The sequence below is a fragment of the Martinezella dioscoreae genome, from assembly GCF_009176305.1.
In the GTDB taxonomy this organism is placed as follows: domain Bacteria; phylum Pseudomonadota; class Alphaproteobacteria; order Rhizobiales; family Rhizobiaceae; genus Rhizobium; species Rhizobium dioscoreae.
In genome coordinates, this window is record NZ_BLAJ01000024.1 from 1 (window position 1) to 20,177 (window position 20,177).

Here is a 20,177-nt window from a genome sequence, read left to right on the forward strand (position 1 = left end):
ACCCGCGGAATGCCATGTGCCAAAGGGAAGTAGGGTTCGATCAGCGCCATCTGGCGCTCGCTCAACAAAAATAAATCACTCATCGCGGCCTCCTATTGGAAACCGTGAATCACATCTCAAGCAAAATTAATAGGTCCTGAGCCTAGTGGTGTGAGTGTGGTATTTCGAGCAAGTGCCGAATCCTTGCTGCGATCGAGATTTAACACCGATCCGGCCTCGGTCCCAGTTCTTGCCGCAACGGGAAGCCGCGTCATCCTCTTGACGAGCAGAAGGCCGAGCCAGCGCGGGTCTCCGGCGCATGATCACGGCGAGATAGGGGTCTGGATACTCGGCGCGAATACGGACTTTGGTAATCAATCGAACAGCCGCGCGAACTTCGTCCCCGTCGTGGAAAGCGCGAGCCAAAGGCGAGCATCATCAAATGCGAACTCGATGCCTGGATCCCCGAAGAGAATGATAAGTACATCATCCGACATGTCTTTTTCGGCCTAACCGTTTGACCAACTCAAAAGGTAGGTCGAGCCAAAAAAGTGGATCCAATCTGGATCAGCAAACCCCAGCAAGGTACTGAATGCCAGGGTGAGGCCGGCTCCGAATAGAACAACAGCAAGTATCTCGCCGCCGCTCGGGTCATCGTGGGATCGGTATTTTGTCTCGTGAACGTGTTCTTCGCCAGGAATTATCTGCCGAATATTCGAATTCGCATGCTCGATGGCCCGGAACTTGCCGCTAAGACCACCGGGCCGTCCTAGCCGCCGATTCGAGGGGATCTCTGAGATTTTCATGGGTTGCTCGTAGATTGATCGTAAGCGGACAGGCCATCCCACGTAGCATGGAGACGCGAAATCGCTCATTTTCAGCATGAATCATGCTGGGAATCCTATGAGTGAAGATATGAATCATGATCGTACGTTCGAAATTCTGACGGCGGAGCCGGTGCGAACGCGGCGGAAACCGAAGTCTTGGTCAGATGAGGCGAAAGCTCTGATCCTGGAGCAAGCTCTCGCTCCTGGCGCTAATGTCTCTGCGGTGGCGCGTGCCCATGGAATGGACCCATCGCAGCTCTTTGGATGGCGGCGCGCAGCCCTTGCATCTGGTTCGGTTCAGCGGCTGAAAGCAACCGAAAACGACGGGGCCTTTACTCGTTTCGAGGCGGTGCGGACGGACACTGTCGAGATCCAGGTGGGCGACACGACACTTCGCGTCAGCGCTTCGATCGATCCGGCGCTGCTGAGCGGCATTGTCAGGGCGGTACGGCAAGCATGATCGCTTCGGGTGTTGTTGTTTACGTGTCGTGTCAGCCCGTCGACTTCCGCAAAGGCGCTGCGTCGTTGATGGCCCTGGTGCGGGATGGCGGCCTCGACCCCTATAGCGGTGCTCTTTATGTATTCCGCTCAAAACGTGCAGACCGGATCCGAATTGTCTGGTGGGACGGCAGTGGGGTCTGCCTTTACGCAAAAATACTCGAGGAAAATGGCTTCTGCTGGCCTGTCCCGTCCGCTGCCCGCGTCCGTCTCGACCATGCGCAATTAATGGCACTTTTAGCCGGAATGGATTGGAAAAAGATCCGCCCCGCCAAGGTGCGACGGCCACTTTCGATCGGCTGATGACGAGGTGCGGCAAGATGAATCATGTTGCTGTAAGTGTTGGGAAATCGGCTGATTTTATGCTCTATTGCGCGCATGGTTTTACCCGGTCCCGACCTTCCTGACGACGTCGATGCGCTGAAAGCGATGATCATCGCTTTGAACGCAGAGAAGGCTGCGACTGACGCCGAAATTGCCCGAATGAAGGCTGTCCAACAGAAAGCCGACGAGCGGATCACCACTTTGACGGCAATCTTGAAGGTTTTGCAGCGGGCCCAAAACGGTACGCGCTCCGAGCGATTGCGGCTGGCGATAAACGACGAGCAGATAGACTTCGCTTTTGAGGAGGTCGAGACTGGCCTTGCGGCGATTGACAGCGAACTCGGCAAAGTGGGTAAAGAGCGGCCAAAAAGGGAGGCGCGGCCTCGCAAAGGTTTTGCCGCCCATCTCGAACGCATCGAGGAAGTGATCGAGCCGGAGATACCCGACGACTGCCAAGGCTTGGAAAAGGTTCTGATCGGCGAGGACCGATCCGAGCGGCTTGATGTCATACCGCCGAAGTTCAGGGTCATCGTCACACGCCGCCCGAAATATGCGTTCCGCGAACGTGACGGCGTGCTGCAGGCTTTGGCACCTCCGCATATCATCGAAGGTGGGCTGCCGAGCGAACGGTTGCTGGCCTATATCGCCGTGTCGAAATACGCCGACGGTCTTCCGCTTTACCGGCAGGAGGCGATCTATCTGCGCGACAGCGTGGTTCTAAGCCGCTCTTTGATGGCCCAATGGATGGGGCATCTGGGCTTCGAGTTGCGGATCCTGGCGGATTACATCCTGGAGCGTATCAAAGCCAGTGAGAGGATATTTGCGGACGAGACGACCTTGCCGACGCTGGCTCCCGGCTCTGGTAGAACGATGAAGGCGTGGTTATGGGCCTACGCTTGCGATGACCGACCGTTTGGCGGGTCCGGCCCGCCGATGATTGCCTATCGCTTCGAAGACAGCAGGGGTGGCAAGTGTGTCGCGCGTCATCTCGCCGGGTTTGGCGGCATCCTGCAAGTGGATGGGTACTCGGCTTATACCAGCATGATCAAAGAGCGCGCCAAGTCCGGCAGCAATGAAACGATCAAGCTGGCCGGATGCTGGGCACATTTACGCCGAAAGTTCTACGAGCTGCATGTCGGCGGCATTAATGACGCTGCAACGGCGTCGATCACAGCCATGACGGAACTTTGGAAGGTCGAGGACGAGATCCGCGGCAGTGATGCCGAAACGCGCGCGAGGCGCCGTCAGGAGACGTCGGCTGGCATTGTCGCCGATCTCTTCCAGTTGTGGGAGAAGGAACTCTCCAAAGTCTCCGGAAAGTCCAAGACCGCCGAGGCGATACGCTACGCCCTGACACGCCGGGAGGCGCTGCAGCACTTCTTGACGGACGGTCGCGTCGAAATCGACTCCAACATAGTCGAGCGTGCCATCCGACCCCAAACCATTACGAGGAAGAATAGCCTCTTTGCCGGTAGCGACGGCGGCGGAGAGACATGGGCGACGATCGCCACGCTTCTGCAGACGGCAAAAATGAACAATGTCGATCCGCTTGCCTGGCTATCTCAAACGCTCACCCGCATCGCAAATCGCTGGCCAGCCACTGATATTGAGCTGCTCATGCCATGGAACTTCAAACCAGACGCCGTCGGCTAACCGCTTACGATTGATCGGCATGGGGTTGAAACCATGATGCAGCCAACATCAGCGGTTCTATATGAGACGATGGTATCGTCCCGTACCTTGCTACCGATGGCAATCAACACGATTGTCCCGGAATCCGGGAGACTGCCTGCCGCTAGGCGAGAATTCTCGCGGCACTAAATCCATTCTACTCACGGTGCTGTGACGTATTGGTGCGAGCGAAATGATGATTGTCTCGAGTTCCCGAGAAAGTCGGGGGCGCCTAAAGCCGGCAGACGACAGTCGGCAATACTTTGGTATCGGCCATACCAATGTAGGAATGCACCCTCAGGCAAACACCCTCACAACCATTTTGCTGCGGCCGTTCACTTTCGCAGTCGGCCTGAATGACCGGCGTTCCGAACGCCGCGAAAGATCGCGTCTAATGCTTCCCCTGGACGCGGTGAGCAAGCTCGCGTTCTTGGGGAGGCTCCTTGAAAACTGAAAAGAGGACTATCTCATGCCGACCATCGCAAGAGGCTATGCGGCGACTGACGCATCGAAGCCGTTGACACCATTCACCTTCGAACGCCGCGACCCCAATCCGGACGACGTCGTTATCTCGATCAAATACTCCGGGATCTGCCACACCGACATACATCAGGCACGGAATGAGTGGGGCAACGCCGTATACCCCATGGTTCCAGGTCACGAGATCGCTGGCATTGTTACGGCCGTCGGCTCCAAGGTGACAAAGTTTAAGGTCGGCGACCATGTGGGCGTTGGCTGCTTCGTCGATAGTTGCGTCGGATGCGCCACACGCGATTTCGACAACGAGCAGTACATGCCCGGTCTCGTATTCACCTACAATGGGCTCGAAGCCGACGGGAAGACTGCCACGCAGGGTGGGTATTCAGACTCGATTGTCGTCAAGGAAGGCTACGTGCTGGCGATCCCAGAAAATCTCCCGCTAGATGCATCGGCTCCGCTCCTTTGTGCCGGCGTGACCCTGTTCTCGCCGCTGCGTCACTACAACGTCGGCCCCGGCAAGAAGGTCGCGATCATCGGGATGGGCGGTCTTGGCCACCTCAGCGTAAAGATCGGTTCAGCAATGGGCGCCGACATCACCGTTCTTTCGCAGACGCTCTCGAAGAAGGAAGATGGACTAAAGCTTGGTGCGAAAGAATACTACGCGACGAGCGATGCGTCGACGTTCGATAAGCTCGCGGGCGCCTTCGACCTGATCATCTGCACCGTCTCGGCCGAGATTGATTGGAACGCCTACCTGGGGCTTCTCAAGATCAATGGCACGATGGTACTCCTCGGGATTCCCGAGAAGGCCATTCCGGTGCACGCGTTCTCCCTGGTCCCCGGACGTCGCAGCCTCGCCGGATCGATGATCGGCTCGATCAAGGAAACCCAGGAGATGCTCGACTTCTGTGGGAAGCATGGCATCGTCTCCGAAATCGAAAAGATCGGTATCGAGCAGGTCAATGAAGCCTTCGAGCGCGTCTTGAAGAGCGACGTGCGATATCGCTTCGTCATTGACATGGCTTCGATCGCTTGACGACGGGCTGCAGGCGGCGGGCTGACCACCGCCTGCAGCGACCACGCACTTTGACCACAACCAATGCGACCGATTGGCCCAAGCAGTCGAACCATGACTCGCGAAGCCGGAGGCCGCAGAACCGCGCTCTTCATTCAGGACCCACCTCTCTGGCCGACACCAAAGTACAATGGCGTCTTGAGCAATCACCTTGTTTTCTTATCGGGTCCGCCAGGAGAGCGGCACGATAACCGAAAGGGACAAGCGCATGCGAGCCGATATTGTGCCCGGCGGGGGGTTCCCGGACTACGAATTGAACGATCACACTGGTAAGCGCCGGAAGCTTTCGGATCTTCAAAGCATCTATCCCATGGTACTGGTTCTCAGCCGGGGAAGCTATTGCCCTAAAGATAGGAGGCAGGCGGAGGGCTTGCTGCAGCTTCATCGCGAGATGGGCGTGGGGTACTGTAGAATGGTGACCATCAGCACAGATGCCATCGCAGAAACGCACGAATACCGGAGCGGCGTTGGCGCGCACTGGACGTTTCTCGCCGATCCGAGAAGAATAATTCAAAAGGACCTCGACATCGCCGAATACACGGATCCGGTCCACAACCCGATGATACCTCATGTCATTGTGCTCGAACCCAAACTGATCGTCCACAAGGTTTACAATGGTTATTGGTTCTTTGGCCGTCCGACCGTAGAGGAACTTCGCCAGGACCTTCGTTCCGTCTGCATGAAGTGCTTTGCGGACTGGGATATTACTCGCCCGGAGCTTCGAGACGCCTGGAGCGAAGGCCGGAAGGAGCTTTTCTTTCCGTACGGCCAGACGTTCACGCAAACCCTGGGCGACGAGTGATGTCACTCTTATCAGAATAAAGGGCCGCGGCGGGTGATAGTAAGACTGAAACGGGTCTACGACGCTCCGGAGGTGAGGGATGGTGAGAGAATCCTCGTGGACAGACTGTGGCCGCGAGGCTTGGCGAAGAGCGATACGAAGCTGGATCGATGGCTGAAGGACGTCGCGCCGAGCAGTGACCTCCGTAAATGGTTCGGACATCGTGCCGACCGATGGGGCGAATTCGCGGATCGCTATCGGAGGGAGCTGGCGGACAACGAGGCATTCAGCGAGCTTCGAAGGTTGGCGGCGGATCGTGACCTGACTTTGGTGTATGCGGCTCATGATCCCAAACACAACCACGCTCTCGTGCTTCTGAGCGAGCTCGTGGATGCGTTAGGCTAACAGCCCGCAGCCAAGGTGGTATTCGGGTCGATACCATCGTGTTGATGAGATGTGCAAACGTGCAATTTCCTGCCCATCAGGAACTCGCTAGCCTTCCCTCGATCAAACGAACGGAGGTGTCTAATGCGCAACATAGCTTTTAGCGTCGTTGCGACTGTTATCACATCACCGGTAGCAAACGCCTGGGAAACGCTTCAGGCGCCTCGGGGCACATGCGAGCAGGCGCATTCGCGCCACCAGTTGCCGTAATCGCACTTCGCCGAAAGTTTCGACCCGAGCATCCCTGAATCAACCTATTGGAGAGCCAACATGAGAATCCTAATGGTCTTTACCTCGCACGACGTTCTCGGTAACACCGGTCGAAAGACAGGGTTTTGGTTGGAGGAGGGGGCAGCTCCCTATTATGTCTTCAAAGACGCTGGCGTCGAGCTAGTCCTTGCGTCCCCGAAGGGAGGACAGCCTCCAATTGATCCAAAGAGCGACCTGCCTGAGAACCAGACGGAGGCGATGGCCCGCTTCAAGGCCGATCCGTCCGCGCAGAAAGACTTCGCCCACACCAAAATCCTCTCGCACATGCGATCGCAGGATTTCGACGCCGTGTTCTATCCTGGTGGCCACGGTCCAATGTGGGATCTTGTGGACGATCAATATTCAATTTCGCTGATCGAATCCTTCTATGAAGGCGGCAAGCCGGTAGCGGCGGTCTGTCATGCGCCGGCCGTCCTTCACAAAGTCATGCACAAAGGGGCGCCTATCGTCAAAGGGAAACGGGTGACAGGATTCGCCAATACCGAGGAAGAAGCGGTCCAGCTTACCAATGTGGTTCCATTCCTGGTCGAGGACGAGCTAAGACGCCTCGGCGGCTTGTTCGAAAAGGCCGCAGACTGGGAGAGCTTTGTAATCACAGATGGCCGTTTGATTACCGGACAGAATCCTGCATCGTCAACCGCAGGCGCACAGGCTTTGGTCAAGCTGCTATCCAGCGACAATCCGGGCGGCGGTGCGGCAATCTGACCAGTTCCGCATATCGTGAGTTCTCAAGCTCAAATAAAGGAAGCTTTCCTTTGGAGGTGAGGGGCGCCGGGATGCGGCACCCCCTGTTTTCAGTTATCGAAATCCGTGTTTACAGACACGTCTTTCCAAGCCTCAAAGCTCTCGCTTAAAGCAGACAGGCGCTTTTGTGCCATCTGATAAGCGTCCGGCCCAAGCAGGAGCCGAAGCGGGGGGATGGATGCATCAACGGCTTTGATGATGGCGGCAGCCGCCTTATTCGGATCTCCCGGCTGCGTTCCAGAGTATTCGTGAACCTGTTTGCGACGAACGCCTGCCGTTTCCGCGTAATCATCAATGACCGTTTTTGATTCCACCATCGATCGCCCCGCCCAATCGGTACGAAAACGCCCTGGCTCTACGATGGTCACTTTGATGCCCAGGGGCGCAACTTCCTGAGCCAGCGACTCGGAATACCCCTCCACCGCGAATTTGCTTGCATGGTAGTATCCAGTGGCGGGGAATGCCATCAGCCCACCTATGGATGAGATCATGACGATATTACCGGACCGTCTCCTTCTCATGCCGGGTAACACTTGCTTGGTCACCTCGAATAGACCGAATACGTTTGTCTCGAATTGTCTTCGGATCTCGGACTCTTCTCCCTCTTCGATCGCCGAAAAGTAGCCGTAGCCCGCATTGTTGACGAGCACGTCGATTTTTCCAAAGTGCTTTTCGGTTTTGTCGACGGCTTCTGCGATCAAGTCGCGTTGGGTCACATCGAGCGTCAGCGCTAGCGCGCTCTCACCGAATTGCTCTGTCAGTTCCCTCAATGCTTCCGGCTTTCTGGCGGAGACTGCGGCTCGGTCGCCGCCCTCGAGAACCTGCTTCGCAAGTGATCGACCGATGCCAGTCGAACCCCCAGTTATAAGCCAAACTCGTTCAGACATTCCATTAGCCCTTTGGATCATTGGTAGGAAATTGCTGCCCCGATATAGTCGGAGTGAGCGATTGCTCGGCGTCGAATTTGGGAAAGACGGTCCCTGGAAACTACGGCGATCGTGCTAAAATCTTGCACGATCCTGCCAAAAACCTAGGTGCCCCGGAACAGGATACGTGTGTCTTATGACCGATAATGGAGACAGTCTTATCGAGGAGATGCGAGAGATCGTCGAGCGTCATGCGAACCAATCGCGCACGCCGACGACGTTGGAAGGGCTCACGCTTTTCCAGCTTCATGACAGGTTCCGTGCGTTTCATACAGTTTATAACCCACGGCTCTGCGTAGTCTTGCGTGGGGCAAAGGAAGTTTCGCTTGGTGACCAGACCTTTGCCGCGGATGAAGCCGCCTTTTTGCTTGTAACAGTTGATCTTCCCGTACTCTCCAAAGTGTTCAGAGCGTCTGATGGACGATCACATCTGGCATTTACAAGTGATCTGGATCGTCACCTCCTTGTAGACGTCCTCCAGAAGCTCCCACCGAGCATCGACATCCCCGAAAAGACGCCTGCCGGTGTGATCGCGGCGCCTATGAGGCCGCCGATGCTGAGTGCTTTTGCGCGGCTCTTGCGCCTCCTAGATAGTTCAGACGACGCGCGCTTTCTCAGGCCGTTGGTACTTCAGGAGATTTACTATCAACTGGCAAAAATGGGGCTGGGCAATATCTTGGCTCAGTTTGCTTCCGCAGGAACCCGGCTTTCGCAGCTCGGTAAGGCAACAGCCTGGATAAAATCGAACTACCGGGAACATATGAGCGTCGAGGCGCTGGCGGATCTCGTCGGAATGAGCCTGTCCTCATTTCACCGGCATTTCAAGGCGGTCACATTGATGACACCGCTTCAGTACCGGACCCAGGTGCGATTGCAAGAAGCGCGACGGATGCTTCTCACGGAGCGCATCTCGGCCGGTCAAGCAGCAGCCGCTGTTGGTTACGATAGTCAATCGCAGTTCTCCAGAGACTACAAACGCATGTTCGGTGCACCCCCCTACCATGATGCAGCGAAACTACTGCGCGCGAGTTGAACTGTTGAGTGCTTCGATGAACTCATGGAGGCCGGAGGCTTAAGAAATGCCGAATATACTCCGTACCACCTGGAATCGGTTACCGGGTGGGCGTAGATCTTTCGCCGGTACATGGGACTTCGTTATTGGGTGCGCTAGGTGATCCTTTTTACCTCGATCCGCGAGACGGTTGAACTTGGGCAAGCGACGCTCGATCTGCGTGGTGGCTCTATGGGGGAGGAGGGTAGGGGAATGCGAAGGCGACTACGAAATGGCCTCTGAAAAGCATGGGTATGCTATCGATCCGGGAACCGTGCTCGAGACCTTACCGGGTCTGATTCTGGTCACGCAGTCAGCAGGCAACATCGTATATTCAAACACCGCATGGCGCGAATTCACCGTGACGCACGACACGTCTCCTGACGGCTGGAGGGAGTCGATTCATCCAGATGACCTTACCGGCTTTACCGAAGCCTTCGCACGTATCGTTGAATCGGGCAAGGCCGGTGAGATCGAGGGCCGCCTCCGGCGAGCCGATGGCGAATACAGATGGCATCTGTTCCAGATCTCCCCACTGCCTACGGTGGAAACCGAGGACGATAGGAAGTGGTGTTGGCTCGTCACGAATAGTGACGAGGGCCCTGCGGGTGAAGATCGGAAACCCGACGGGCGGCTAAGGCGATTCATGGATATGCTGCCGACACAGATTGTCTTCATGTCGCCAGATCTCGAGCTCGAATTCGTCAACAAGCGTGTCATCGAATTTTATGATCGGGACCTCGAGCAACTGCGGAATTACGCCGCTGCTCCAGATACTGTAAATCATCCGGACGACTTGCCCACCATCTTTGAAAAGCTCGATCGCCTGGTGAACCATGGAGAGGATTGGATCAATCAAAGCCGAATGTTGCACCGTGACGGAACCTACCGTTGGGTGGGATCAGAGATGGTCGCGTCGCGCGATGCCCAAGGCAATATTGTAAGATACTGTTCGGTGCAGACCGATGTCCATGAACTTGTCCAGACAAGAGCATTGCTTGCGGGCGAAGTTCGTATCTTGAAGATGGTGGCCTTACGAACGCCGCTGCGCGATATTCTTAGCGCGGTGGCTCGCCTTGTTGAGGAACTCGGCGTCGGCTCGTGCGGGATTCTTATCATAAATCGGGACCAGGATTTGTTTGAGTACGGCGGGTGCTCCAACCTGCCGCCCGAATTCCGACGCTTCTTCACCGGGCGAAGGATGTCTCAAGTCATCGCGCCATTCGCGCATTCTGCTCTCGAGAACTCACGGGAAGACGAGATCGATTTAGAGCACGATCCCCGTTGGGCTGCTACGGAGTGGGCTGCGCTCGTACGAGATCATGGTTTTCATTTCTGCTGGTCGATCCCGGTCTCGTCGCCGAGTGGTGACGCGGCCGGGGTAATGGCAATCTATCGACGCCAACGATCGCAATTTCGCGATGAGGAAGAGTCGATCATCGAACGTGTCACCACATTGATTGGAATTGTCATAGACCGCGCGAGAGCTGACGAAGAACTGCGGGCCAGCGAAGCAAGACTGCAACGCGCAAACGCGCAACTCGCCCAAGGCGAGCGAATTAGCGCGACGGGAAGCTTCACGACTGATCTCTGGATTGATGAGCAGGTCTGGTCCGATGAGCTCTATCGCGTTTTCGACATACCACGCGAAACCGTACCAAGTCTCGACGCGGTTCGAGAACGCGTGCACCCGGACGACCGTGAATTCTACGAATCGCAGATACAGCGAAGCCAGAATGGTGCGCCGGCCGACTTCTCCTTTAGGATCTTAACGTCTAGTGGCGACATAAAGTATCTGCACGGCATTGCTGAGGTGGTCGACCATGTCGAGGGGCGACCGATCTTCATGGGTGTCGTACAAGATATAACAAAAATCAAATTGGCGGAGATGGCGCTGACTGCACGCGAAGCTGAGTTGCGTCAGGCATACAGCTACCTTACGGAGGCGCAGCGGCTCAGCAGGACTGGAAGCTTTACCTGGGACGTCTACGCTGATCAGCACAACTGGTCGGACGAAATACGCCGCATTTTCGGCTTCGATCTTGAAGTTCCGATCACGCTGCCCATGATTCAGGCAGTTATTCATCCCGACGACATGGACGAGGTTGCAAAGGTAATCGGAGGAGCTTTTGAGGGACGGGATTTCGATCTTATTTTTAGAATTCGTCTGGAGGGCGGAGAAATCCGATTTGCGCACGTTGTCGGCCATAGAATAGAGCACATCACTGAACGCCCGGTCTTTCTGGGAGCCTTGCAAGACGTTACGGATTCGAAAGTCTCAGAAGCTGCGTTGCGAGCGAGCGAAAGTGAATTACAGAGGGCAAACAGCTATCTGATCACCGCGCAGCGTCTCAGCAAAACGGGGAGCTTTTCCTGGCATAGTGGCTCCGGAATGGCGAACTGGTCTCCGGAAATGGAGACGATTTTTGGCAGCAGCTTACCTGTGGAAGGGCAGCCGTTCGGAATATCGATTGAAATCGTCCACCCTGAGGATCGAACTGTATTCGATAGGCTAAAGAGAAGTGCGCTTGAGGGGCAAAACTTCGATGGAGAGTTCCGGCTGTTGACGCCGGAGGGCGGCGTTAAGAACGTCCAATTTGTCGGCCATATCCGCGAGAAAACCGAAAGCGGCTCGTTGTTTGTGGGAGCAGCGCAGGATGTGACCGCTCTCCGTCAAGGTGAAGAAGCTCTTAGCAGAGCCCGTGCCGAACTCGCCCACGTCACTCGCTTCACGGCGCTGAGCGCGCTCACGGCTTCGATAACGCATGAAGTCAGCCAGCCACTTGCGGGTATCTTAAACAATGCGAATACCGGACTGAGGATGTTGGCAGCAGATCCTCCAGATCTGGCGGGCGTATCTGACACGATTAGTCGTACGCTCCGCGACACTAATCGAGCGGCTGAGGTCATCAAGCGTTTGCGGGCAATGTTCGCCAAAAAAGACCCCGTGATCGAATTAATAAACCTTAACGATATCGCAAAGGAGGTGATTGCAATAACCGCAAGGGAGCTGCAACGTAGCCGCGTTGTTTTGCAAACAAACCTTTCCGATGAGATCCCACCGGTAAGGGGCGACCGGATTCAATTTCAGCAGGTATTACTAAATTTACTCTTGAACGCGGCGGACGCTATGGCGCTTCTTGAGGACGAGCCTCGGTCTCTCGTTGTTGAAACCACCATCGATGGCGAGGAAGTAATTCTTTCAGTCAAGGATCGTGGGGTTGGCCTTGACGCTGAAGCCGTAGAAAAGGCTTTTAATGCCTTCTATACCACAAAGGCGACCGGCATGGGCATGGGGCTGTCTATTAGCAAGTCGATTATCGAGTCCCATAAAGGGCGGATATGGGCGGTAGCGAACTCTGATCGTGGTGCTACCTTTTTTATCGCGGTGCCCGCGGTTAGACAGCCTTAGCGGTCGCGACCTGATGGTAAGAGCTTTCCGCGATTAAAGGGTGCAATCTAACGTGCGAGCCTTCGATCAACCTGAGCGTCAATTCACGCGGGTGCGGGCCGACGCTTATCTGCAACGAGCTCCCCACCACCCACCACCCGCCAGGAGCAGATGGAATTGCTTCGGCTGTGCCGGCTCCGACGGAATGACCGCTGACTGCTGCGGCCAACCCGAGCGTCATTTCGCCAAAGGCCCTGCGTGGGTCGCGTAAATTCGACGTCTCTCATCGTTAAACTTCAAGCGACAAAGGGCATCCGCGAAATTTCGCCGGCTTAGGATCTAAAGCATCGGCGCCGAGAGGCGGAACTACTGGACCAAGGTGTGAGATACCATGCTGTCGCCCATTCGGCCACGGCGCATATGAGCCTTTCGGATTGCGAACACGGGCCGTGAAGGCGTATTGACAGTGCGCAAAGCTGGTATTTACCTATCGCTCCGGCGGGCGATCTCCGCCGAGCTGGAATGGTGGCTCATGACGGACGGGCGATCGACCGCATCTGACGCGGCCTTCATGTGGCAGCCGCTCCGACGAGGGGCGGATTTCACTCTCTACAGAGGCCGCGGGGCAGGAAGTCACCGGTCGCTGCTGGGCGTAACGACCACGGCGAGCCATCCGTCCGCGCGCCTTGTAGACCAGCTCCATCGAGAGTATGCCCTCGCGTCGAAGATACAAGCCGGCTGGGCCGCGAAACCCCTGTCGATCGAGCGTCACGATGGACGGGAAATCCTTGTCCTTGAAGATCCAGGAGGGTTTCCGCTCGATATGCTCATCGAACGTCGGCGCGGTACCCCACTCGACGTCGCCGATTTTCTTCAAGCCGCCATAGGTCTTACGGAAGCCCTTGGCGGTGTCCATCGCCAGGGATTGATCCACAAGGACATCAAGCCCGCGAACGTGCTGATGCATGACGACGGGCACGCCTTTCTGCTCGGTTTCGGTGTGGCGTCCGAGTTCCCGAGGCAGCGGCACTCTCTCAACCTGGTGCAATCCGCCGCTGGGACCCCAGCGTACATGTCTCCGGAACAGACCGGGCGGGTTAGTCGCGTTCTCGACTCTAGAAGCGATCTCTACTCCTTGGGGATCACTCTTTACGAGCTTCTGACGGCGCGGCTCCCGTTCCAGGCGTCCGGCCCAATGGAATGGGTACACTGCCATGTGGCCCGCAAGCCGCATGACCTGAACGAATATGTCCGGGACGTTCCCCAGGCCGTCCGCGACATTATCATGAAACTGCTGGCGAAACCCGCGGAGGAACGATACGCGTCGGCCGAGGGCCTTGCGTGGGACCTGCGTCAATGCCTTAACCACCGCACTTCTGACGGAGCGATCAGCACTTTTTCTCTTGGTCTGCGCGATAGCCCGGACCACATAGTTGTTCCGGAAAACCTGTACGGAAGGAACCACGAGCGTGCGTCGATGCTCAGGTCCCTCGAGAGGGTCGTAGCCGGTGGGAAGCCGGAACTTCTTCTCGTCTCTGGCGATGCTGGAGTAGGAAAGACGGCGCTTGTGCGGGAAGTTTTCGGAGTATCGCGAACCGAGGAGGTGGTCTTCGCCGAGGGCAAGTTCGAGCAGCACATGGTCAATATGCCGCTCGGTTGCCTGGCGCACGCGTTTCAGAACCCTATTCGCAAGATCCTGAGCGGCAGTCAGGAAGACTTGGCAAGGTGGCGCCTAATGCTGCAAGAGGCGTTAGGCTCGAATGCAGGCGTCGTGATCGATCTGATCCCCGAAATCGAGCTGATTATAGGCCCGAAGCCTAATCTGCCGGAGTTACCTGCGCTTGAGGCGCGGGACCGCTTCAATTCCGTGATGCGCCGTTTCGTCGAGGTCTTCACGAAGAGCGGTCGTCCGCTGGTGATCTTCTTTGATGACCTGCAATGGGCCGACCAGCCTACGTTGGATCTTCTCGAAGAGCTTTTGAGTGGAGGAGAGACCAGAGATTTGCTCGCGATTGCTTCCTATCGCAGTAGCGAGGGCGAGCATAGGTTGGCACCGATGATCGCCAGGCTTCAGACGCAGGAAGCGGCCGTCTCGAAGATCGAGGTTACCAATCTGGACGAGGAGGGCCTCAACCACTTGATCGCCGACATGCTTCGTTCCGATCGCGATACCACCCGGCCGTTGACCACGGTTGTCCATGGAAAGACGGGGGGAAACCCGCTGTTTGCAGTGCAGTTTCTTCAATCGTTGGAGGACGAGGCTCTCCTCAGGTTCGGATCGGGCGAAGCTAGGTGGACGTGGGATCTCGAACCCATTCGGACTAGGCACGTCAGCGACAACATTGCCGAGCTGCTGGTAGCGCAGATTGGCCGGTTGCAAACGGACACGCAACGGGTGCTTCAACAACTCGCATGCATCGGCACCGAGGCGGCTCCTTCCTTTCTGGCAGATGCCTGTGAATGCTCTCAGGATACTTTACATGCACTTCTACGGGAGGCAGTTCGCGACGGGATTGTCATCTACGCTGAAGGCAGATACGCGTTCGAGCACGACCGGATCGCGGAGGCCGCCTATTCCATGGTGCCCGATGACGCGAAGACGACGATCCATCTGGCTCTCGGCAGACTGTACTGGCAGAGCTTCGATGATCGCGATCAGGACGGCCTAATCTTCCAGATGGTGAGCCAGTACAATCGGGGCAGGGTCGCGATAGAGAGCCCGGAAGAGAGGCTGGCCGTCGCGAAATTGAACCTGATCGCCGCCAGACGATCACAGAGCGCCGCCGCCTACGCGTCGGCGCTTTCCTATCTCGACCTCGCCGATGAACTCCTTTCTGAAGATCGATGGAATGTCGATCATGTCACGTCCTTCGAATGCGATATCGTTCGGTCCGTATGCGAGATGCTTATGGGCGATTTGGAGGCCGCGGGGAGCAGGCTTGTCGATCTCGGCCGAAGGGCCTCGACGGTCACGGAAAAAGCGTCCGTCGTCTGCCTCCAAATCGATCTGTACATCATCAAAGCTCGGGCAGACCTCGCCGTTGAGGCGGGCGTCGATTTCCTGGCGTTGCTGGGTTATGTCATCGACATGACCCCGTCGAAAGACGACGTGAAAAAGGCCTTTCAAAAGGTGAAAGAAAGTCTCGGCGACCGGCCGATCCGCTCGCTTAAAGACATGCCTTTGAGCCTCGACGTCCATGCAGACGCCGCGGTCGACGTCCTCAATCGCCTCGTGCTTTCTGCGCTTTATCAGAACCTTCAGCTCCATCAAATGCTGATAGCGCTTATGGTGCAGATCAGCGTCGCGAACGGCACGAACGCCGCGTCCGCCTTCGGATACGTCTCGTTCGGGAGAGTGCTGATCACGGAATTCGCGGACTACTCCAACGGGCTGGAATTTGGCAGGCTTGCCCTCGACCTCGTCGACAGGCCCGGCCTGGGCGCGTTCAAGGGACGCGTCTATTTCGGCTTCGGAACTGGCATCAGCTCATGGTCGCGTCCTCTGCAGGAGGGTCTCTCCTATATCCGGATGGCGCTGGAAGAGGCGCGACGGAACGGCGACCTTCCCTACATCGGCTACAGCCATAGCAACATCGTCGGCAACCTGTTGTCGTCGGGAGAGTTTCTGCCGAAGGTCGACAGAGCGGCGGTCGAAGGCCTCGATTTCGCCATCTCTTCCGGTTCACGCATCGCCCTCGCGTTCCTTACCGGGCAGTTGCGGCTGATCCGATCGTTACGGGGGGAGGCCTACGATTTCACAGACCTTGACGGCAGGCCCTTCGATCCCGCCGCCTACGAGAAACATCTTCTCGAAGCGCGAGAACCGGACGTCGTCGCCGATATATACTGGAGTCGCCGGCTTCAAGCGCTCGTCTTTCTCGGAGAATACGCTGAAGCGATGGTCGTCGCGGACAGGGTACGCACGTTGAGCGTTGCGCCGTGGCCGAACATCGAGGGGCCGGAGTATCACTTCTACGCCGCTCTCGCCTGCGCCGGGGTCGGAAAAGAGCTTTTAGGAAAGCTGATGGAACATCATCGTAGGCTCGAGCAGTGGTCGGAAAACTCGCCGGACAATCTCCAGTGCCGTGCGGTCCTGGTCTCGGCGGAGATCGCTCGTCTGGAGGGACGGCCGGACGACGCGGCGCTGCTTTACGATCACGCTGTCCACTCAGCGCGAGCAACAGGCTTCGTCCATGTCGAGGCCTTGGCGTGGGAGAATGCGTCGCGGTTCTACGGCGCTCGCGGTCTGAAGGAGATCGCTCAATTTCATTTGGAAAGAGCGAGAGCGGCCTACGAGAATTGGGGAGCGGACAGCATCGTCGATCGTCTTCGCCGCATTGGGGGCGAGGTCAGTGTTTCCCGATCATACGGACGGGCTCCTTCGCGCCGGCAGTTCGACGTTACCGCCGTATTGAACGCGTCTCAGGCTCTCTCCGGGGAGATTAGGCACTCCGAACTCGTCGACAAGCTCATGCGGATCGTTCTCGATCACGCGGGGGCGGATCGAGCCACGCTCACGCTCACTCAGGATGGGGAGCAGCAATTGGTAGCGGAGGCGCGGGCGGAAGCCGGCGACATGAAGGTGGTGCCCAAGCGTGGATCTATAGGGTCCTCCCTTCCACAATCCGTCGTCCGATACGTCATGCGGACAGGGGAGCGCGTCATTCTCGACGACGCCACAGTCGACGAAATCTATTCGACGGACGAGTATGTTCGTTCTAGGGTGCCGCGGTCGCTCATGTGCATGCCGATCGTCCGGCAGGCGAATGTGATCGGCATGCTATACCTTGAGAACAGCCTCACGCCGGGAGCCTTCAGGGAGGGCAGCCTCGCCGTGCTCGATGTCATCGCCTCCCAGGCCGCCATCTCTCTGGAAAACGCCCGCCTGTTTTCCGATCTGCAGCGAAGCGAGAGCTTTCTCGCGCAGGGGCAGATGATCAGCAGGACGGGAAGTTTCGGTTGGAGCGCAGGTTCGGGAGATTTTTACTGGTCGCGAGAGCTTTATAATATTCTCGAATACGATCCATCGGTCACGCCGTCCGCAGAACTCACAATGGAGCGTGTACATCCCGAAGATCGGGATCGCATCGCTCGCATAGTCGATCATGCCATGAAGCTTGGAAAGGATTTCGAAAGCGAGCACAGGCTGTTGCTGCCGGACGGGTCAGTGAAATTCGTTCACACCCTCGGGCGTGCGACCGACACTGAAAACCTTGACTTCGTCGGATCGGTTCTGGATGTCACCGATCGTGTCCAGGCGGAGGAAGCGCTGCGCGAGGTTCGAAATGATCTCGCCCACATGGCGAGAGTGACGACGCTCAATGCGATGACGGCCTCGATCGCCCACGAAGTCAACCAGCCGCTGTCTGGGATACTGACAAATGCAAATGCAGGGTTGAGGTTTCTGAATATGGACCCTCCCGACATTGCGGCGGTGACCGAGACGTTGCGCAGAACGATGCGGGACGCGAAGAGGGCGTCAGAGGTCGTTCAGCGACTGCGTTCAATGGCCCAGAGGCAGCCGATAACCGTCCGGCCGGTCGACGTCAACGAAGCGGCCCAGGAGGTCGTCGCAATTCTTGGAGGCGAAATCCTGAAGGCGAGAGCGGTGCTGCAGACGAGCTATTCTGTGGGCCTTCCACCCGTTGACGCAGATCGCGTCCAGCTTCAGCAGGTTATCCTCAATCTTCTCATGAACGGGATAGAAGCGATGGCATCGGTTTCGGATCGACCAAGGACCATCGCTTTGCGGACGTGGCGGGTCGACGATAAAATGGTGCGTTTGGATGTTCAGGACGCTGGAATCGGGCTCGCTCCGGAAGCGGCAATCAAGCTATTCGAACCGTTCTTCACGACGAAGGATTCGGGCTTGGGCATCGGCCTGTCGATCTGCCGGTCAATCATAGAAGGTTTCGACGGTCGACTTTGGGCATCTCCGAACGACGGGCCCGGCACGACGTTCAGCTTCACTCTTCCGAAATCCATCGAGAAATGAGATTATTATTGGCGTCGTCTGGGGCGGCGCTGATGAACATCAAGCAAGCGCTCCGGTTACAATTTTGATGGGGCGACCATGAGCAGGCTTGTGTCATCTAGCTCGAAAAAGGCAGTTTCTTTCACTGGGACTGTGGGGGTCCTGCTCTCCCTTGCCATGTTCATTAACTACCTGGACCGAGGAAACCTCGCGACTGCGGGGCCGGTGTTGAGGGACGAGCTTGGGCTCTCGAACACGGAGTTTGGAGTACTCATTTCGGCGTTCTTCTGGATCTACGTGCCAGGGCAGTTATTCGCGGCCTGGATGGTGGCACGGTTCAACGCCTACCGCACGCTAGTCGTCGGCTTGATCGTCTGGTCTGCGGCGACGCTGCTTACCGGTTTCGCAGGAAGTTTCGCCTCACTTCTGCTACTGCGCGTCATACTTGGGCTTGGCGAAAGCGCCAGTTTTCCCGCGACGTCAAAGCTGCTCGCGCAGAATCTTCCCGTTGACCGCCTTAGTTTCGCCAACGCGGCGGTCAGCGCCGGCATCATCCTCGGACCCGCCGCTGGAACGTTCTTCGGTGGGATGCTTATGGCCCTGTACGGCTGGCGTGTTCTGTTCATAGTTTCAGGAGTCCTATCGCTCCTGTGGCTGATCCCATGGTTGCGCGTGACCGATTCCTTCACGATGGATACGCGCCGGTCCCTGCTAGCGCCTGAGCCTCCCTTTCGCACGTTGCTAACGTGCCGCGAGCTTTGGGCGACATCCGTCGGCCATTTCGCGAACAACTATACGTTCTACACGATCAGCTCCTGGCTGCCGTTATACCTTGTCAAAGCACACGGCTTCACCCTGCCGGAGATGGCTCGGCTAGGCGGCGTAGTCTACGTCGCGACAGCGGTAATCTCGCTGGCCGCCGGATGGGGCGCCGACCAATTGATGATACGCGGTGCAAGTCCGAACCTCGTCCGCAAGACATGCATGGGAGCCGCCTGCGTCATCTCCATGATCTGTATGCTGATGTGCGCCTTCGGAAGCCCCAAAATTGCTGTCGCGGGCCTCTTTTTCTTGCCCGTCGGGCAGGGGCTCGGGGGCTTCAATCTGTATTCGATCGGCCAGACGCTCGCAGGGCCGTCCGCGACCGCAAAATGGATCGGAGTTCAAAACTGCATCGGCAACGTCTCGGGGATTGTCGCTCCGATCATCACCGGCGTCATCGTCGACGCGACGGGCGCGTATCGATCTGCCTTTCTCCTAGCTGCGCTCATGTCCGTGGTCGGATTTCTGTCGTGGACCGTCGGCGTCCGGCGCGTCGAACCTCTTCTTTGGAAGCCTTGACACGACCGCGCCGCGCCCGTGTAGCCGCTCCTGTCACGCCATCGAAATCCCGCAAGACCCGCTGACACGAAGAAGGCCGTCTCCAAAGGGCAAGGAGACTGCCAACGCGGATCTTATGGATCCTCACACTCGACCGGAGGGGGACGTTCGAGCAGTTGCTTCGGGGGTCTCGAAACGACGCTAGACGACGGTGAAAGGCTACCGAAGCTTCCGCTGCGACGACACTGTACTTAGGTGTTGCTCCCTAGTGATTATCGCGAGAATCTGACCCATTTTCATTTCGCGGTGGTCCAATCGGACCTGTAAATGGTGTTTGCAGACAATATGATAGCCCGGATATTGTCGCCAATGCGAAATGAAGAAGTGGGTTAAATCATGCTGCAATTCAGCACCTCAGCGCA

General features: G+C 57.1%; 13 protein-coding genes. 11 read left to right on the top strand and 2 right to left on the bottom strand.

From position 1 onward, the window contains the following. Positions 1 to 488: 488 nt before the first annotated feature. A complete protein-coding gene (locus GDN47_RS31140) occupies positions 489 to 785 on the bottom strand; it encodes a hypothetical protein (protein ID WP_152094996.1) in 297 nt (98 codons plus the stop codon). A gap of 109 nt (positions 786 to 894) precedes the next feature. Here GDN47_RS31140 and GDN47_RS31145 point away from each other — a divergent pair, with 109 nt between their 5' ends. The 7 genes from GDN47_RS31145 (at position 895) to GDN47_RS31175 (ending at position 7,054) form a co-directional block, all read left to right on the top strand. Next, entirely contained in the window at positions 895 to 1,266 is a 372-nt protein-coding gene (locus GDN47_RS31145) for a transposase (protein WP_233790221.1), read from the top strand. Continuing rightward, positions 1,263 to 1,607 carry an IS66 family insertion sequence element accessory protein TnpB gene (gene tnpB / locus GDN47_RS31150; protein ID WP_152094998.1) on the top strand — a complete coding sequence of 115 codons (345 nt, stop codon included), beginning with the start codon at positions 1,263 to 1,265 and terminating at the stop codon, positions 1,605 to 1,607. The genes GDN47_RS31145 and tnpB overlap by 4 nt, the downstream gene beginning before the upstream one ends. A gap of 75 nt (positions 1,608 to 1,682) precedes the next feature. Next, complete coding sequence (tnpC, locus tag GDN47_RS31155) at positions 1,683 to 3,281, top strand: IS66 family transposase (RefSeq protein ID WP_152095007.1); 1,599 nt, start codon at positions 1,683 to 1,685, stop codon at positions 3,279 to 3,281. A 487-nt stretch (positions 3,282 to 3,768) separates the two neighbouring features. Continuing rightward, the gene (locus tag GDN47_RS31160) at positions 3,769 to 4,815 is read left to right on the top strand and encodes an NAD(P)-dependent alcohol dehydrogenase (RefSeq protein WP_152094999.1); all 1,047 of its coding nucleotides are present in this window, start codon (positions 3,769 to 3,771) and stop codon (positions 4,813 to 4,815) included. Positions 4,816 to 5,062: 247 nt separating this feature from the next. Beyond that, entirely contained in the window at positions 5,063 to 5,656 is a 594-nt protein-coding gene (locus GDN47_RS31165) for a peroxiredoxin family protein (protein ID WP_152095000.1), read from the top strand. Positions 5,657 to 5,689: 33 nt separating this feature from the next. Next, positions 5,690 to 6,040, top strand: a complete 351-nt coding sequence (locus tag GDN47_RS31170; protein ID WP_210386787.1) for a DUF488 domain-containing protein — start codon at positions 5,690 to 5,692, stop codon at positions 6,038 to 6,040. Positions 6,041 to 6,349: 309 nt separating this feature from the next. Further along, the gene (locus GDN47_RS31175) at positions 6,350 to 7,054 is read left to right on the top strand and encodes a type 1 glutamine amidotransferase domain-containing protein (RefSeq protein WP_152095001.1); all 705 of its coding nucleotides are present in this window, start codon (positions 6,350 to 6,352) and stop codon (positions 7,052 to 7,054) included. 89 nt (positions 7,055 to 7,143) lie between these two features. Here the strand turns inward: GDN47_RS31175 and GDN47_RS31180 are convergent, their stop codons facing one another. After that, the gene (locus tag GDN47_RS31180) at positions 7,144 to 7,980 is read right to left on the bottom strand and encodes an oxidoreductase (RefSeq protein ID WP_152095002.1); all 837 of its coding nucleotides are present in this window, start codon (positions 7,978 to 7,980) and stop codon (positions 7,144 to 7,146) included. 175 nt (positions 7,981 to 8,155) lie between these two features. On the opposite strand from GDN47_RS31180, the gene GDN47_RS31185 reads away from it, so the two are divergent. The 4 genes from GDN47_RS31185 to GDN47_RS31200 all read left to right on the top strand — a co-directional run bounded on the left by GDN47_RS31185 (position 8,156) and on the right by GDN47_RS31200 (position 19,776). Then, positions 8,156 to 9,052 (top strand): AraC family transcriptional regulator, encoded by an 897-nt coding sequence (locus GDN47_RS31185; RefSeq protein ID WP_152095003.1) that lies wholly within the window; start codon positions 8,156 to 8,158, stop codon positions 9,050 to 9,052. Positions 9,053 to 9,302: 250 nt separating this feature from the next. Next, positions 9,303 to 12,482, top strand: a complete 3,180-nt coding sequence (locus GDN47_RS31190; RefSeq protein ID WP_152095004.1) for a PAS domain-containing protein — start codon at positions 9,303 to 9,305, stop codon at positions 12,480 to 12,482. A 445-nt stretch (positions 12,483 to 12,927) separates the two neighbouring features. Beyond that, positions 12,928 to 18,456: a trifunctional serine/threonine-protein kinase/ATP-binding protein/sensor histidine kinase gene (locus tag GDN47_RS31195; RefSeq protein WP_152095005.1), complete on the top strand. Its 5,529-nt coding sequence runs from the start codon at positions 12,928 to 12,930 to the stop codon at positions 18,454 to 18,456. A 78-nt stretch (positions 18,457 to 18,534) separates the two neighbouring features. After that, entirely contained in the window at positions 18,535 to 19,776 is a 1,242-nt protein-coding gene (locus tag GDN47_RS31200) for an MFS transporter (protein ID WP_152095006.1), read from the top strand. The last annotated feature ends 401 nt before the right edge of the window (positions 19,777 to 20,177 follow it).